The sequence below is a fragment of the Arthrobacter sp. D5-1 genome, from assembly GCF_017357425.1.
Taxonomy (GTDB): domain Bacteria; phylum Actinomycetota; class Actinomycetes; order Actinomycetales; family Micrococcaceae; genus Arthrobacter.
In genome coordinates, this window is sequence record NZ_CP014571.1 from 4,149,505 (window position 1) to 4,164,247 (window position 14,743).

At 63.0% G+C, this 14,743-nt stretch carries 12 protein-coding genes; 5 read left to right on the forward strand and 7 right to left on the reverse strand.

Annotated features, from left to right (window positions below; all coding sequences use genetic code 11):
• The first annotated feature begins 16 nt into the window (after positions 1–16).
• Together AYX22_RS19145 and AYX22_RS19150 are read left to right on the forward strand one after the other, a co-directional pair.
• A complete protein-coding gene (locus AYX22_RS19145; RefSeq protein ID WP_207595048.1) occupies positions 17–409 on the forward strand; it encodes a hypothetical protein in 393 nt (130 codons plus the stop codon).
• On the forward strand, positions 409–903 hold the full coding sequence (locus tag AYX22_RS19150) for an SRPBCC family protein (protein WP_207595050.1): 495 nt from the start codon (positions 409–411) through the stop codon (positions 901–903). The genes AYX22_RS19145 and AYX22_RS19150 overlap by 1 nt, the downstream gene beginning before the upstream one ends.
• Before the next feature lie 3 nt (positions 904–906).
• On the opposite strand, the gene AYX22_RS19155 is transcribed toward AYX22_RS19150, so the two are convergent.
• The 3 genes from AYX22_RS19155 to AYX22_RS19165 all read right to left on the reverse strand — a co-directional run bounded on the left by AYX22_RS19155 (position 907) and on the right by AYX22_RS19165 (position 3,146).
• Positions 907–1,575 (reverse strand): zf-HC2 domain-containing protein, encoded by a 669-nt coding sequence (locus AYX22_RS19155; protein ID WP_207595052.1) that lies wholly within the window; start codon positions 1,573–1,575, stop codon positions 907–909.
• Positions 1,572–2,069, reverse strand: a complete 498-nt coding sequence (locus tag AYX22_RS19160) for a sigma-70 family RNA polymerase sigma factor (RefSeq protein WP_207595054.1) — start codon at positions 2,067–2,069, stop codon at positions 1,572–1,574. Before AYX22_RS19160 ends, AYX22_RS19155 begins: the two co-directional genes overlap by 4 nt.
• A gap of 192 nt (positions 2,070–2,261) precedes the next feature.
• Complete coding sequence (locus AYX22_RS19165; RefSeq protein ID WP_242703408.1) at positions 2,262–3,146, reverse strand: type IV toxin-antitoxin system AbiEi family antitoxin domain-containing protein; 885 nt, start codon at positions 3,144–3,146, stop codon at positions 2,262–2,264.
• Between the two features lie 271 nt (positions 3,147–3,417).
• Between AYX22_RS19165 and AYX22_RS19170 the strand changes: the two genes are divergently transcribed.
• A complete protein-coding gene (locus AYX22_RS19170) occupies positions 3,418–3,621 on the forward strand; it encodes a hypothetical protein (protein WP_207595058.1) in 204 nt (67 codons plus the stop codon).
• An 86-nt stretch (positions 3,622–3,707) separates the two neighbouring features.
• Here AYX22_RS19170 and AYX22_RS19175 read toward each other — a convergent pair whose 3' ends face one another.
• Positions 3,708–4,556 carry a hypothetical protein gene (locus AYX22_RS19175; protein ID WP_207595059.1) on the reverse strand — a complete coding sequence of 283 codons (849 nt, stop codon included), beginning with the start codon at positions 4,554–4,556 and terminating at the stop codon, positions 3,708–3,710.
• 165 nt (positions 4,557–4,721) lie between these two features.
• On the opposite strand from AYX22_RS19175, the gene AYX22_RS19180 reads away from it, so the two are divergent.
• On the forward strand, positions 4,722–8,174 hold the full coding sequence (locus tag AYX22_RS19180) for a DEAD/DEAH box helicase (protein ID WP_207595061.1): 3,453 nt from the start codon (positions 4,722–4,724) through the stop codon (positions 8,172–8,174).
• Positions 8,175–8,182: 8 nt separating this feature from the next.
• Here the strand turns inward: AYX22_RS19180 and AYX22_RS19185 are convergent, their stop codons facing one another.
• Both AYX22_RS19185 and AYX22_RS19190 read right to left on the reverse strand, forming a co-directional pair.
• Positions 8,183–9,358, reverse strand: coding sequence for an MFS transporter (locus AYX22_RS19185; protein WP_207595064.1), 1,176 nt, complete (start codon positions 9,356–9,358; stop codon positions 8,183–8,185).
• Entirely contained in the window at positions 9,355–10,017 is a 663-nt protein-coding gene (locus tag AYX22_RS19190) for a GntR family transcriptional regulator (protein WP_207595066.1), read from the reverse strand. Before AYX22_RS19190 ends, AYX22_RS19185 begins: the two co-directional genes overlap by 4 nt.
• 215 nt (positions 10,018–10,232) lie before the next feature.
• Here AYX22_RS19190 and AYX22_RS19195 point away from each other — a divergent pair, with 215 nt between their 5' ends.
• Positions 10,233–13,751, forward strand: coding sequence for an Ig-like domain-containing protein (locus AYX22_RS19195; protein ID WP_207595068.1), 3,519 nt, complete (start codon positions 10,233–10,235; stop codon positions 13,749–13,751).
• A 144-nt stretch (positions 13,752–13,895) separates the two neighbouring features.
• Here the strand turns inward: AYX22_RS19195 and AYX22_RS19200 are convergent, their stop codons facing one another.
• On the reverse strand, positions 13,896–14,696 hold the full coding sequence (locus AYX22_RS19200) for a GNAT family N-acetyltransferase (protein ID WP_207595070.1): 801 nt from the start codon (positions 14,694–14,696) through the stop codon (positions 13,896–13,898).
• Between the last annotated feature and the right edge of the window lie 47 nt (positions 14,697–14,743).

The following is a 14,743-nucleotide window of genomic DNA, read 5'->3' on the forward strand; positions in this document are numbered from 1 at the left end:
GACCTTTGGGGGAACCATGAGCTATCAGCCACCGGTGGACTACTACCAACAACCCCAACGGACAGGTAACCGTGGCTTGGGTGCCGGAATCACCAGCATCATCGCGGCCGTGCTCTCGCCCGTCGCAGCCGTGGTCAGCATCCCCTTGGGCATCGCAGCCGTCGCATCCGCCATGAGCCGTTACAACGAGGGCAACGATGCTTGGTGGTTTGGTGCGCTCGTCCTGGCGGGGACTGCGGTGGTGCTGGCGATCGTTGCAGTGGTGAGCGGGCTGATCGCCGTCTTCCGGGCCGGCCGGATGAACGCCGGACGCATCACGGGCATCATCGGCTTGGCCATTACGGCGATCAACATCTTTGGCATTGTTTTCATGGTGTTCCTGGTGCTCGGTTCAGGGCAGGGGTTCTAATGCCGCAGGTGCGCGCCGAACGATTCATCCGGTTGGATCCGGAGACCGCTTTCGCCCTCTCCCAGACCACTGGTGCATTCCGGCTCACATGGGACCCGTTCATTTCCGCCCAGGCTTTCCTGGACGGAGCCACGGCCGCAGGCAAAGGTGTCAGGACACGGACCGTTTCCCGCATGGGCCTGAAGATGGTCAGCGAATACGTCTCTTACACCCCACCCCGAAACGTGGGCATGACCATGGTGTCCGGGCCGTGGTTCTTTGAAAACTTCGGCGGTGGTTGGCGGTTCACCCCGGACGACGGCGGCACCCGGGCAGTCTGGAAATACACCTTTTCGTGCCGGCCGGCTCTGGTGAAGCCGTTGGCCGAGAAAATTGGCGGCTGGCTCCTTGGCCGGGAGATCGAACGCCGGATCGAGGCATTCGCCAAGGCCTGCGAGAACCCTGCGCTGGTGGCCGAACTACGCGCCAAGGGCACAGGGGTCGGGGACACCTAAGGTTTACGGCACCGAAATCGAGGCCACCGTTTTCTCGGCTTCGTCGCGAAGCTCAACTCCAGCAATGCCAGCCAACTGCACCGGAGTGGCCCCGGTGATCTTGATCCGGCCGCTCTGAGTGGCCGTCCATCCGCAGGTGCGTTCTTCGGCGCCGTCCCGGCCCTTTACCCACAGATACAGGGTGCCTTCCAGCGGCATCGAGCGCCCTTCCACAGCGAGCTCAGTGCCCCAGTTCTTCTTCACCATGCCCACTGTTAATTGCAAACCGTTGTCCGACTGCACCGAGTAGCTTGCGTCCGGTTTCGGAGGCTGGTTCAGCAGGGGCCCGGCGAGGAAGCCAACAGCCAGGCAAGCAGCGGCAACCGCACCCACCAAAGCCGCCCACCGCCGTCGTGATGTCCGCCTGCGGACCGACAAGTCCACCAGGACTTTTTCAGGAAGCGCCTCGGGTTCCAACGGTGAGAGCGTGTCCGTACCGCCAGTGACCGTGAGCGCGACAGCATCAGCCCGGGGAACGGCGTCGAGCAATGCCGGCAGGCTTACAAGTTCCTCCAGCTCATGACGACACTCAGCGCAGGTGGCGAGGTGGTCCTCAAACGTACGGGCTTCGTCGGGCTCCAGCCCACCCAAAAGGTAGGCGCCCAATAACTGGTGGACGGAGTTGCCGTTCATCGTTCCACCCCCATTTCATCAAGGATTGTTCGGAGGGCTTTCACAGCGTAGAAAGCCCTGGACTTCACGGTTCCCGCCGGAATGTTCAGCTGCAATGCGGCCTCGCTGACGGTGAACCTTTGGTAGTGGAGTGCCACCAATACCTGCCGGTGTTCGTGGCTGAGCCGGAGCAACGCTTCCTCCATGAGCACCCTGTTCAGGAGCTCGTCCACGCGTTCGGTGGCCGCGTGGTCCGGGAGGTCCTGTTCACCGGCTTCAGCAGGGCGACGCTGTGCCTTCCGGTAGTTGTCGATAATGACGTTGCGGGCCGTCCGGAAGAGGTAGCTGCGCAGGCTTCCTGTGATCTGGGGGGCATGTTGCCACACCTTGAGGATGGTTTCCTGCACGACGTCGTCTGCTTGGTGGGCGTCGGAGGTGCAGCTCAGCACGAAACGCTTCAGAGCCGTGCCGTGATCGCGGTAGATCGCCGCCACCACGTCTTCGTCCAACGGCATAGCCACCTCCCTCACTGTTGTCCTCCGCCCCTTCGCCTATACGACGACGCGCACAGGTAAATGGTTCAGCCTCGTGAACCATTCTTCCTCCAGCTACTGGGGTGTTGCACCGAGATCGCGGGAAGCCTGCGATCTCGCCGAAAGGTTGCGTGCGAACAGGCAGGGTTCCCGCGAACTCGCGAGCCGGTCGCATCACCCGAGCGCACGAAGGACGCGCTCCTTGAAGGCACGCTCCTGAAAAAGGTCCTTCCATTCGATCCGGATAAACCGCCAGCCCTCCTCGACGAGTGCCTTTTCCCGCCTTCGTTCTTGAAAGATGACCTCGTCCGTCGGACTGAAGTCGAAATATTTGGTTCTCCCATCGAACTCCAGCGCCAGTTTTTCCTCTTCCCAAGCGAAGTCCATGCGATGACGACCCATACGGGACTGCACCTCGAATTGTGGCTGCGGAGGCTTGATGCGCAACCTCTGCATCAGCTCACGGGTCAGTGTCTCGCCAGCAGACTCGGACCGCGGATCCGCGTTGGCCAGGGCCTTGCGGAGCGTGCGGACACCCCGTTTTCCGGAAGAGGCTGCTGCCAGGTCTTCAAGTGCGTTGATGTCGGCGCCTACGCGTAATCCGTGGTCCATGATCACCAGCGCTTTCGGATAGCTCAGCATTCTGGCGCAGTCGAATATGGTGCGGTCCAGCGTAGTCGCACGCAAACCCTGAACCGGCTCAACATCATCCTCAGTGAAGCTTTCCGAGTGTCCCCGAACATCCTTGCCCCAGCGGTCCGAGGATGGCCTGGCACAGTGCAGGACATGAACCTTGTCGTCCACGCCCCATACGAACAGGCCGTGGAGCCGTGCCGCAGACAAATGGCTGTAAATGAAACCGCCCGTCGACGTGGTCAGTGTTCCGTGGGCATGGGCCATGATCCGTTCCCTGGCCTGCCCGCCGAGGCTAAGTGACTGCCACTTACTGGCCCTGATGTAGCACCCGTACCTTATGCGGAGCAGTTCACCGGAGTCCACCAGAGCTTTGACCCGCCGACTGTTGAAACCCAACCGGAGCAACTCATCGGTCCTCCACATGTACCCATGCAAAGGGAGTGCTGGTGCCGCTGTGTTGTCTTTATGCGTTGATGGTGTGTTCACCGGTTCAGCTTGGCCGCCATGGACCACGGGCCGGAACGGGCACATCCGGCTATGTGGACAGTGCAGTGCCGGGAACCGGGGAATGCTGCGAATTCGCCGGAGTTTTGCACACGACGCCGCAGCTTTGGGGCGAATTCGGGGGCCCAAACCCCAAGCCAGGCCGATGCATGGGTCCGCTAGACTGCAGGCTACTCACTGGGGAGAGAACATGACACAGGACATCAGCAGCAAGAAGACGCCGACCTTGACGTTCCTGGGGGTGCAGGAACTCGCGTGGACTTTAGGGCTCGTAGCCATGATCATCAATGCCACTGAGCGTGGCCTGGACTGGATCTGGGTGGGCCTGTTGGCCTGCTGGCAGGCATCCATCGTGTGGGGCTTCCTCAAGTTCCGGCAGGCGAGAGCAAGCTAGAGCACCGAAGTCGCCGGAAGCACTGCGAGGTCGCCCGAGCTAACCGGCGAACCCACAGCGTTCCAGCGACCTCGGCGGAAAAGGACTTACGCGTCGGCGAATTCCTCGGACTCTTCGAACTCCACGGCAGCGATGATTTCCTTGGTCTCCGGGTGGATCATGAAGGCCTCGTCGTCGTCCTCGATCATGAGGTAGTCGCCGTGGTCGGTGGAGAAGTGCCAGGCGAGGGTCTTGACGCCGTCGTGCTCGTAGTTGGGATCGCCCATGGTGATCTTTTCCAGGGCGTAACCGGCCACATCGCAGAGTTCGCGGATGATGACCTCGAACTCCGGGGCGTTGGCGAGGGCTTCTTCGTCAGCTTCAGCCTGGCGCTCGGCGAGGTCCGGAATCTGTGCGACACGCTCGGCGATGTGAGCTTCGATTTCTTCGTCGGTCAGGACCAGCAGTTCGGACTGGTCGCGGAGGTAAGCCGCGTTGAGGTCGATGATGTCCTCTTCCTCAAGCAGGGCTTCGAACTCGCCGTCGAGCTCGTCCAAGGTCACAACGGAAGCCGGCGGCGTTTCGGACTCGTCCAGTTCGCCGTCGAGGTAGGCCTCTGCTTCGTCCTCGGTGAGTGCATCGAACGTGGCCGCCGTGCGGTTGAAGAGGTCCAGGTGGCGGGTGGCGCCCATGCCTTCGAGGCCCGCGCGGACGTAAGCATCCACTTCCTCACGTTCCGGTGCGGTGAAGACGTACTGGGCGAAGCCGCCGGAGAGTGCCTGGGTCAGGTAAAAGTCCACAAAGAAGCTGTTGAGCGCAGCGGGTGCGATTTCGTCGCTGTTGAGGAGCTCCTGGTACATCTGGTTCACGACGTTGACGTTGGAATCCACTACATCCGCATTGCCGGCTTCGAAGCTGGTCTTGTTCAGGACGACGGGGTACTCGTTGGTAGTCATGGGAAATCCTCACTGCTGAAAGCTGATGGTGCTCCGGACACTTTCAACGTACGCGTGGGAGCGGCGCGGCAATCGAGTAAGAGGTTAACGGAGGGCGAAGTTTGGGAGCCGTTTTCTGCTGACTAAGATTGAGCAGATAACCTCCTGCCGAAAGTAGCCCGACGCATGCCGTCCCACACAGACGAAACCTGGGAACTGGCCATACAGACTCCTGCCATTAACGACCGCTCCCTGGCGGCCGGACTGGCCTATGCCATGGGCAGCCGCGTCAGCGGGATTACTTTCGACGCAGCCACGGGCCTTCTGATGGGCAAAGTCCGCGGGGCCGGTCCGCAGCCTTATTCGACGTCCGCAAAACTGGTTCGGAAGCCCAGCGGCTGGAGCTGCACGGTAGGAATCTGCAGTTGCCCGGTCCGCAAGGACTGCAAGCACGTTGCCGCGCTGCTCTTCACTGCGGAGGACCACCCCACCATCCGGGCGCAGCTCCTTTCCCAGGCTCCTGGAATTCAAACCTCCAGGGATGGCTCGGGCCAGCAGGGCGGCGCCGCCCGTCCGGCGTGGGAACAAGCGCTCAACAGGCTGATCACGAAGCCAGGCACTGCTCCGAGCGCGGCAGGCATCCAACTCGCGCTCCAGTTCGAGGTGGAAGAGCCGGCCGCGCACTTCTCCTACACAGGCCGCCGGGACCCCATGCGCAGCGTCCGCCAACTCAAGGCGCGTCCCGTCATGATGGGCGCCAAGGGCAAGTGGATCCGCGGCGACGTCTCCTGGAACAACCTCAGCTATGTCAGCTTCCGGCGGGAATTCAACGAGGTCCACGTCGAATGGCTTCAGACTTTCCTCGCCGCCCACGGTTCAAGTAATGGCCGACAGCAACCGTCGGGGGCCATGTGGCTGAGCCTGAACGACTTCGCTGCCAAGAACCTCTGGACCCTCCTCGCCGACGCCACCAAAGCCGGCATCCCCCTCATCCACTCCGCCGGGAGCGAGCCCGTCCACGTGGAGGCGCAACCCGCCGTCGTCGGACTGAGTTTGGCGCGAATGGACGCAGCCCCGGCCGCCACAACGGAAGCGCACGACGGCGGCCTGCAGCTCGCGCCGTCAGTCACCGTGGCCGGGGAGCCGGTTGACGCCGCCTCGGTGGGCTTCCTGGGCAAGCCGGCCAACGGAATCTTCTTCACGCATTCCGGGGACGTCCTGCCCGGAGTGCCGCAGCAGAAGAACCTGATCACCCTTGCCCCGATCGAGGGCGGCATCACGGACGAGCTCCTTGAATTCGTCATGGACGGCCAAACGCTTCAGATTCCGGCCGAGGATGAGAGCCGGTTCCTGACTTCGTTCTACCCCAAATTGCGACAATCCACGCCGGTGCAGGCCGCGGACGAATCGGTGGAGCTGCCCACCCTGGCTGTTCCCACACTGTCCCTGCTGGCCAATTACGGTAACGATCACAAGGTCCGGTTGCACTGGGAGTGGCATTACAAGTCCGGCACCCTGGTCACCGCCCAACCCTTGTGGCGGCATCCAGAGGACCGTGGTTACAGGGACGACCCCGAAGAAGCCCGCATCCTTGAGTCGCTTGGCCGGCCGTGGGATGTGGTTTCGGCGTTGGCCGAGTCCGCCACCGGTGGCTGGGGCGCTCCGCGTCTCGCAGCAAGCGTTGAATTGGGTGGCCTGGACACCCTGGCGTTCACCGAAGAGGTACTGCCGGCGCTGCGGGAACTGCCCGACGTCGTAGTGGAAACGTCCGGTGACATCGCGGATTACCGTGAAGCTGCCGAAGCTCCCGTGGTGTCCATCTCCACCAAGGAAACGGCCAGCGGCGACTGGTTCGACCTCGGCATCGTGATCACGCTTGAGGGCGAACCCGTCTCCTTTGCCGCAGTGTTCTCGGCCCTCGCGGCCGGGATGAGCCGCATGCTGCTGCCCAGCGGAGCCTACTTCTCGCTGGACCTGCCCGAGTTGCACCAGCTGCGCGCGCTCATCGACGAGGCCCGATCCCTGCAGGACAACCCGGACAACAAGGATGGCACCCTGCAGATCAGCCGCTTCCAGGCCGGGCTCTGGGACGAGCTCGCGCAGCTGGGGATTGTGGACGAGCAAGCCGCCGCGTGGCGGGAGGCTGTGGGCGGATTGCTCGACGACGGCGTGACCGGGCTGCCGCTGCCGGCCGGCCTTAACGCTGAGCTGCGTCCGTATCAGCTCGAAGGGTTCAACTGGCTCAGCTTCCTGTACAAGCACAGCCTCGGCGGTGTGCTTGCGGACGACATGGGCCTGGGTAAGACCGTGCAGGCCATTGCGCTGATCTGCGCGGCGAAGGACCTGGCTGCGGAGACTGCTGCGGCCGCACAGGGTGACTCTGCTGAGGTGACTCCGCGAGCTCCCTTCCTGGTGGTCGCCCCTACGAGTGTCGTGAGCAACTGGGCCCTGGAAGCGCAGCGGTTCGCTCCCGGGCTCGTGGTGCGCACCGTCGGTGAAACTTTCGCCAAGAGCGGCCTGTCCCCTGTCGAAGCGTTGGCGGGTGCCGACGTCGTTATTACCTCGTATGCCCTCTTCCGTATTGATTACGACGCCTATGCATCGTTCCAGTGGGCCGGACTGATGCTGGACGAGGCGCAGTTCGTGAAGAACCACCAGTCCAAGGCGTACCAGTGCGCGCGGAAGCTGCCGGCCAGATTCAAGCTGGCCATCACCGGCACGCCGCTGGAGAACAACCTGATGGAGTTCTGGGCGCTGACGTCGATTGTTGCGCCGGGCCTGTTCCCGAGCCCCAAGCGGTTCGCGGAGAACTATCAAAAGCCGGTGGAAAAGAACGGCGACTCGGCGCAGCTGGGCAAGCTCCGGCGTCGTGTGCGTCCGCTGATGATGCGCCGCACCAAAGAGCAGGTCATCAAGGATCTGCCACCCAAGCAGGAGCAGATCCTGGAGGTCGTGCTGAACCCGCGGCACCAGAAGGTTTACCAGACGCACCTGCAGCGTGAGCGACAGAAGATCCTGGGTCTGATTGATGACGTGAACAAGAACCGCTTCACCATCTTCCAGTCGTTGACGTTGCTGCGGCAGCTGAGTTTGGATGCGTCGTTGGTGGATTCGTCATTGTCCGGGGTTCGGTCCTCCAAGCTGGATGTGTTGTTCGAGCAGCTGGAGGACGTCATTTCAGAGGGCCACCGGACGCTGATCTTCAGCCAGTTCACCGGGTTCCTGGGGAAGGTCCGCGAGCGCCTGGACGAAGAGGGCGTGGAGTACTGCTACCTCGACGGCAGCACCCGGAACCGCGGCGACGTGGTCAGCGAGTTCAAGAACGGTGCCGCCCCGGTGTTCCTGATCTCGCTGAAGGCTGGTGGCTTTGGGCTCAACCTGACGGAAGCCGACTACGTGTTCCTGCTGGATCCGTGGTGGAACCCGGCGTCCGAAGCCCAGGCGGTTGACCGCACGCACCGTATTGGGCAGGCCCGGAACGTGATGGTCTACCGACTGGTTGCGAAGGACACCATCGAAGAGAAGGTCATGGCACTCAAGGCCAAGAAATCGCAGCTGTTCGCAGATGTGATGGAAGGTGACGCCTTGGCCGGTGGCTCGTTGACGGCGGACGACCTGGCGGCGCTGTTCGCGGAGTGATCTCCCGGTCAGTCGTCCAGCCGCACACCGCGCAGTAACAGCATTGTTCCGCCGACGGCTACCGCGGACGCCAGGAACACGCCCGCCGCCCCAAGGCCTACCGCCACCACGCCGATGACGCTGGGCAGGACCACTTGGCCCACCCTGTTACCGGCAAGCCTCAAGGCCAGCGCCCGCCCGCGTTGGCCTTCCGGCGCTTGGGCCGAGAGCCAGGACATTGTCAGTGGTTGGCCAATTCCCAGCCCGAGGCCGAGGAACGCCATGACGACAAACAGCAGCCACTCGGGCATCGGGACGGCGGCCACAGCCAGGGCCCCTGTGGAGATGGCCAGGCTCAGGATCAGCAACTTCATGCGCCCCAGCTTGCGGGACACGCTGCCGAGTCCCAGCCGGGAAACCATGGAGAACACCGCCCGGACGGTCAGCATCAGCCCCACCGTGGCCGCCGTGAGGCCGCGTTCGGCGCCGAGTGCCGGAAGGTAGACCACTGTCAGGTCCACTACTGCCAGGACGGTGGCGCTGGTTGCCAACGCGCGGATCACGCCGGGCGTCCTTAGAAGTGCCAACGAATTGCCCTTGGTGCCAGTGCCCTTCGGCGTGCGCCGGCCTCGACTGACCTTCGCAGAGATCACGAACGTGGTCAGGAACATCACCAAGCTCATGGCAGTCGCGAGAAGGAAGATCGCCTGCGTGTTCGGGCGAACGGAAGCACCGCCAACCACGGAAATGGCCAACGGTCCCAAGGCCTGGCCCAGGGACGCGGCGAAGGTCAGGTACCCGAAAGCAGAGTCCAAGCGCGACGACGCCGCGTTGTTCGCGACCACCGCTTGCTGCCCCACAACACAGGCCAGCTGACCGGCACCAAGAAGTGCCGTCCCGGCTACAAGCGCAGGAACTGACGTTCCCCAGAACAGCAGAAAAGCAGAACAGCCCAGTACGACGGCGGCCCCGATCGCCATGAGCCGACGCTCACCGAGGCGGTCCACCAGTCCGCCGATGGGCAGGGCGAGCAGCAGGGGAAAGACAGCGTAGCTGGCGGCCAGAAGGCCAAGGGCGAACCCGGGAACATCCAATTCGAGTGCGCGGTACGTGGTGGCCGGGCGGACCAGGAACGTGACGGCTTGGATGAGCGTCGAGTGGATCAGGAGGGCCGTGGACGAACGCCTTCCAAGTTCGCCGATCATTCGACCACGAGGCCGGAACTGGAGATGACCCGCAAGGTCTCGTCCCTTGCGCCGATGACATGATCGAAGGCGACCTTGGCTGCCTTCTCCGCATCCTTTGAAGCTATCGCTTCGACCAAGAGCCTGTGATTGGAGAGTGCTTCATCGCGGCGTTCGGGGGCATTGTTGGTGAAGTATCGGTAGCGCTCAACCTGGCTGGCGATCTGCTCATGGAACCGCTGGGCCCAGGAGTTCCCGGCGATCCTGGCGATCGCAGCATGCAGGGCAACCCCGTACTTCATGGCCTCGTCGGCGAACTCCACCATGGCAGCATTGCGCGCCAGTATCCCGCGGAGTTCTTCAAGGTCCGCGGCGGTGGCGTTGGCGCAGGCCTCCCGTGCCATCAGGGACTCCAACGCTGCGCGAACATCGTACAGCTCGGAAATGACCTTCTCATCGAGCGCGGGAACCAGCACTCCCCCGGTGGGCTGCTGCTCCAGCAAGCTCTCTGAAACCAACCGGCGGATGGCTTCCCGAAGGGGCGTGCGGCTGACTTGCAGGGCAGTGGCCATGGCGGGTTCGTAGATACGCTCACCCGGTTTCAGCTCGAGGCTAAGGATCCGGCGCTTCAACTCGCAGTAGACAAGGTGCGCCCCCGTGTTTCGTGGTTGTTCTGCCATGCGTGCCGCCTCAAGAGAAGTGTACTTGTATACATCTATACAACCATGATCCAGAGGAGGCCAAAGTTGTTACACCTGTGACCACTTCTGACTGACCACGATCGAGCCTGTTCGAGTGCCTTGTTGCGCCCCCAAGAGCCTCATAGTCTCGGCTTTGCCCGGCCTTCCCGGAAACCGGGCAGCACCCGATGAAACCCCGACGATGAGGTCCACCCATGGCGTTTTCCGCGCGAAGAATCCGACGGCCAGTGGCAGTCCTGGCGGCAGCCGTTACAGCAGCCGCGAGCCTGGCACTTTTGCCCGCAACCACACCACAAGCACAAGCCAACGACGCAACAGCTGTCACCATCACCCCGAACCCCGCCACCCGCGGCGAAGCGTTCGAAGGGTGGGGAACCAGCCTGGTGTGGTTCGCGAATGCGACGGCGGGCTACTCCCCCGAGCTGCGGGAGGAGCTGTACCAGAAGGTTTTCGGGGAGGACGGACTCAACCTCAACATCGCCCGCTACAACGTGGGCGGCGGAAATGCTTCAGACGTAGCCAACTACCTCAACGACGGCAGCGCTGTGGAGGGATGGTGGAAGCCGGTGGCTGAAGCGCAACCCGGCCAGCCGGCGTCGAACCTTTACAACCCGGACGGAACCGTGGACAAAACGCAGGCCAACAAGCTCGCGTTCCTGAACGCCTGGAACCCGGACGACCCCGCGTCCTACAACCCCGACGCCGACAAGAACCAGCGGTGGTGGGTGGAACGCCTCGCCGCAGACCAGCAGATCACCCACTGGGAAGCGTTCAGCAATTCCCCGCCGTGGTTCATGACCAAGAGCGGGTACGTATCCGGCCAAGTGAACACCGCCAAGGGTGAAAACCTCCTGCCCGAAGCGGAAGCCAAGTTCGCGGCCTACATGAGGAACGCCGTCGAGCTCCTCGAAAAGGGCAGCGGCATCACAGTGGACACCATAGATCCGTTCAACGAGCCGAACTCGGGCTACTGGGGCACGGACATCAACGCCGCCACCGGCAAGCCGCCCACCACGTACACCCAAAAGCAGGAGGGTGCGCTGATCTATCCCGCCGCCCAGGACCGCGTGACCAAGCTGCTGGCCGCCGAGCTCAAAAAGGGCACCACGGACGCCGTCATCTCCGCGATGGACGAGACGGATCCCAGCAAGTTCATGACCAACTGGAACGGCTACAGCCAGGAAGCCAAAGACGCTGTAGCGCAGCTCAACGTCCACACCTACGGAACCAACGACCGCCGTCGGGTCCGCGACCTCGCCGGTTCCACCGACAAGCCGCTGTGGATGAGCGAAGTGGGCGGCTTCTGGACGGGCAACCCAGCGCTCGGCGACTCGACCAGCGGCTGGGACCGTTCCAACATCACCAACGGCCTGGGCATCGCCGGCCGCATGGTCAACGATCTCCGTGAGCTCGACCCCAATGCGTGGGTCTTCTGGCAGCCTGTGGAGGACACGTACAAGCAGGAAAAGGCAGACAAGGGCTGGGGCTCCATCTACATCGACTTCGACTGCAATTACGAAGGCCGCGAAGGCTTCTCCAACCGCCGCATCAACGATGGCGCATCCCTGGAACAGGCCAAGTGCAAAGTCCTGACCAACCAGAAATACAACACCACCAGGAACTTCACGCACTACATCCGGCCCGGCGACTTCCTCATCCAGAACGACAACGCCAAGACGGCCAGCGCCCTCCGCGCCGACGGCAACGGCGCAACGCTGGTCCACTTCAATGACACCCCGACGGCGGAAAAGGTCACCATCGATTTCAGCCGCTTCGGCAGCATCGCGCCCGGCGCCAAGGTCACGCCTGTGGTCACCACCAAGTCGCCGCTGGATGACATTGAGAAGAATGCACTCGTCAAGGGCGCGCCAGTCGCCGTCGACACAGCGGCCAAGTCCGTGACGCTTGACGTTCCCGCCGCATCCGTGGTGACGTTCGTCGTCGACGGCGTCAGTGGAGTTTCGGACGATGCCGCGCCTGTGCAGGACGGCCACAGCTATCACCTCAGCGGTGAGGCGAGCGGCAAATACCTGACGGGCCGCTCCAATGGTTCTGCCTCAATTGAAGAAATGGGCACGGATGCTGCCGGTGTGGCTCCTCAGATATGGACGTTCAACGCCGTGTCTACGGAAGATGAGTTTGCGAACGATCGTCGCTGGGTTCTTACGAACAAGGACGGCCGAGTGCTCACAGGCAACGGTGGAGTGCTGAACGGCAGCCAGAGCGGTGCCGCTTCACTGTCTACATTGACGTTGGAACAGGCCAAGGCCGCTCCTTCTGCACAGTGGATAGTGACCACGGAGAACGGCAAACAGTGGTCCCTGGTGAACGCAGGTGCCGCGATTGCCCTGCAGGTTTCGGGCAACCAGACAGCGGCGGGTACGTCCGTGGCCTTGGCATCCTCAACCGGAACCACAGCAACAGCCCTGGCCAACCCACACCAGGCGTGGGCCTTCACCGACATTGCAGACCTCAAGCTCTTGGGAGTTTCCCCTGTTGAGCTGAGCACGCCCGTCGGGACGGCGCCGGTCCTGCCAGCCACGGTCACGCCCGTTTACGAGGCAGGCCCCGGCAAGCAGTTGGCCGTCACCTGGGCCCCGGTGGATCCTTCCTCGTGGCAGAAGGCCGGCAAAGTAACGGTCTACGGTTCAGGGGTTGACCCGTACGGTCAAACCTTCGAAGCCGTTCTCACGGTCACGGTGGGCTCCTACATCGCCACGGACCCTGTTTCCGTGACCGTTGGAACCGGATCATCGGTGGCCTCCATACAGGCCTTGGCCCCGGCCAGCGTTCCTGGACAGATCGCCGATGGTCCCGCCCGGAACCCACTGGCCGTCACGTGGGACTGGTCCGCAGTGGCAGAGTCAGCTCTGCAAAACCCGGGAACCGTCACGGTGCCCGGAACCGCCAACGGCCTCCCGGCCACGGTGACCATTATTGTGGTGGACCGCGTTCCAGTAGCCAATATCTGCAAGGACGACCCCACCACCACGGCCACCGCAAGCTACACCGAGGGCTCCTACATCGCGAAGAACACCTGCGATGCCAACGCCTCCACGCGCTGGTCCAACTGGGTGAGCGGCGGCCGTGCCGGTGACAGCCTGAGCTACGCCTTCAGCCGCGACTACACCGTTTCCTCCGTGACCGTCACGTCTGCGGAAAAGGCTGCGGCGAGCCTTAAAGTCCAGTACCAGGACGCCTCCGGAACATGGAAGGACACCTCCGCGGGAACCATTACGGGACTCTCCATCTCTTCACCGACCACCGTCCGTTTCGACCCCGTCACCACCCGTGGGATCAGGGTTTCGTTCGTGACCACGGCGTCGTACACCAAGGTGGCGGAGGTTGCCATCACGGGCTCGCGCCTGGCGGAAGCCAGCAACGCCGACCTCGGCCGGCTCCTGGTCAACCAGGCCTCCGTGGTGGGCTTCGACCCGGCGACCACCGACTACCGGGTGTTATCGACGTCGGCGACTCCCGCCGTCGTCGGCTACCCGCTGGACACCAACGCAAAGGTGACCGTCCAGCAGGCAACGGCGGAAAGCCCGACGGCGGTCATCACCGTCACAGCGCCGGATGGCACCACCAAGGTGTACCGCGTGAGCGTGTCCACCGGCAAAGACGCGTGCAAGGACGGTGGGTGGACCACCAGCCCACACCCCGTGTTCAAGAACCAGGGGCAGTGCGTGAGCAGCTTCGCGGCCGGAAAGTAGTCCTGGCACTTTGAGCTAGTGAGGCCCCTCGGGATTCTGATCCTGAGGGGCCTTGCTGTGTCTTCACCGAAGTGGAACGAGGGTGCGGAAATGAACAGCGCATGGAATAAGGTAATTCCTTGGCCCTCAAAGCCGTCTGAGCTTTCAGCCGCGCACCCAGCGGTACGGGGTGGTGGTGGAGACCTTGAGCAGCCCGGAGCGCTCCAGGATTGGCCTCGAGAATTCGGTGGAATCACTGTGGATGAGGGTCTTTCCCAGCTCGAGTGCGGCCTGCGCACGGCGGGCCGTCAATGCCCGGTAAATCCCCCGACCGCGCCACTCTTCCCTGGTGGCGCCGCCCCAGATACCGGCGAAGGTTGTGCCTGGAACCGGTTCCAAACGTCCGGCGCTGACGATCTGCCCTTCAGCTTCGGCCACCCACAACTGCATCCCGTCATCGAGGGAGAGACGGCGCAGCAGGGCATCAGCCATCTCATCTGACACGGGTTCGCCGAACACTTCGTCCTGCATGGCGCTCATGGCCCGCACGTCCGGTTCCTCCGTGACCTGCCGCAGGGTCACGCCGTCGGGAAGTGGCACAGCTGTGCTTAATGCCTGGGCTTCACCGATCATGATCGACTCGGGATCATCCTGGGTGAAGCCGTTTTCGATCAACGCTTCGTGCAACCCCGGTGCGTGGTCATGCCCGCGGGATTTCCATTCGACCCTGGTGATGTCAGGTTCAGCGCGGAAATAAGCGATGGCCTCGGCTACGAGCCGTTTGATGGTCTGCGAATCCGCGTCACCGAGATCCTGGTACGTGACGAAGCCCCGGCCCTTCATGAAGGTCACCAAACGCACAGGGCCGTGCTGGGTCACTTTGAGGGCACTCGGGGTCTCGGCGTCGGTGCGGAGGTCCTGGTCATATGCCGCGAGGAAGCGTGCTCGATCATCGGTTTGGCTCATCCCGCGAGCCTACTGCAGGGTGGGCTCGCCCGATTCGATGGCCCGCT

Bases quoted from the DNA above. Each gene is read 5' to 3' on its own strand.
- AYX22_RS19145 (WP_207595048.1), top strand. From the start codon at position 17: ATGAGCTATCAGCCACCGGTGGACTACTACCAACAACCCCAACGGACA.
- AYX22_RS19150 (WP_207595050.1), top strand. From the start codon at position 409: ATGCCGCAGGTGCGCGCCGAACGATTCATCCGGTTGGATCCGGAGACC.
- AYX22_RS19155 (WP_207595052.1), bottom strand. From the start codon at position 1,575: ATGAACGGCAACTCCGTCCACCAGTTATTGGGCGCCTACCTTTTGGGT.
- AYX22_RS19160 (WP_207595054.1), bottom strand. From the start codon at position 2,069: ATGCCGTTGGACGAAGACGTGGTGGCGGCGATCTACCGCGATCACGGC.
- AYX22_RS19165 (WP_242703408.1), bottom strand. From the start codon at position 3,146: ATGTGGAGGACCGATGAGTTGCTCCGGTTGGGTTTCAACAGTCGGCGG.
- AYX22_RS19170 (WP_207595058.1), top strand. From the start codon at position 3,418: ATGACACAGGACATCAGCAGCAAGAAGACGCCGACCTTGACGTTCCTG.
- AYX22_RS19175 (WP_207595059.1), bottom strand. From the start codon at position 4,556: ATGACTACCAACGAGTACCCCGTCGTCCTGAACAAGACCAGCTTCGAA.
- AYX22_RS19180 (WP_207595061.1), top strand. From the start codon at position 4,722: ATGCCGTCCCACACAGACGAAACCTGGGAACTGGCCATACAGACTCCT.
- AYX22_RS19185 (WP_207595064.1), bottom strand. From the start codon at position 9,358: ATGATCGGCGAACTTGGAAGGCGTTCGTCCACGGCCCTCCTGATCCAC.
- AYX22_RS19190 (WP_207595066.1), bottom strand. From the start codon at position 10,017: ATGGCAGAACAACCACGAAACACGGGGGCGCACCTTGTCTACTGCGAG.
- AYX22_RS19195 (WP_207595068.1), top strand. From the start codon at position 10,233: ATGGCGTTTTCCGCGCGAAGAATCCGACGGCCAGTGGCAGTCCTGGCG.
- AYX22_RS19200 (WP_207595070.1), bottom strand. From the start codon at position 14,696: ATGAGCCAAACCGATGATCGAGCACGCTTCCTCGCGGCATATGACCAG.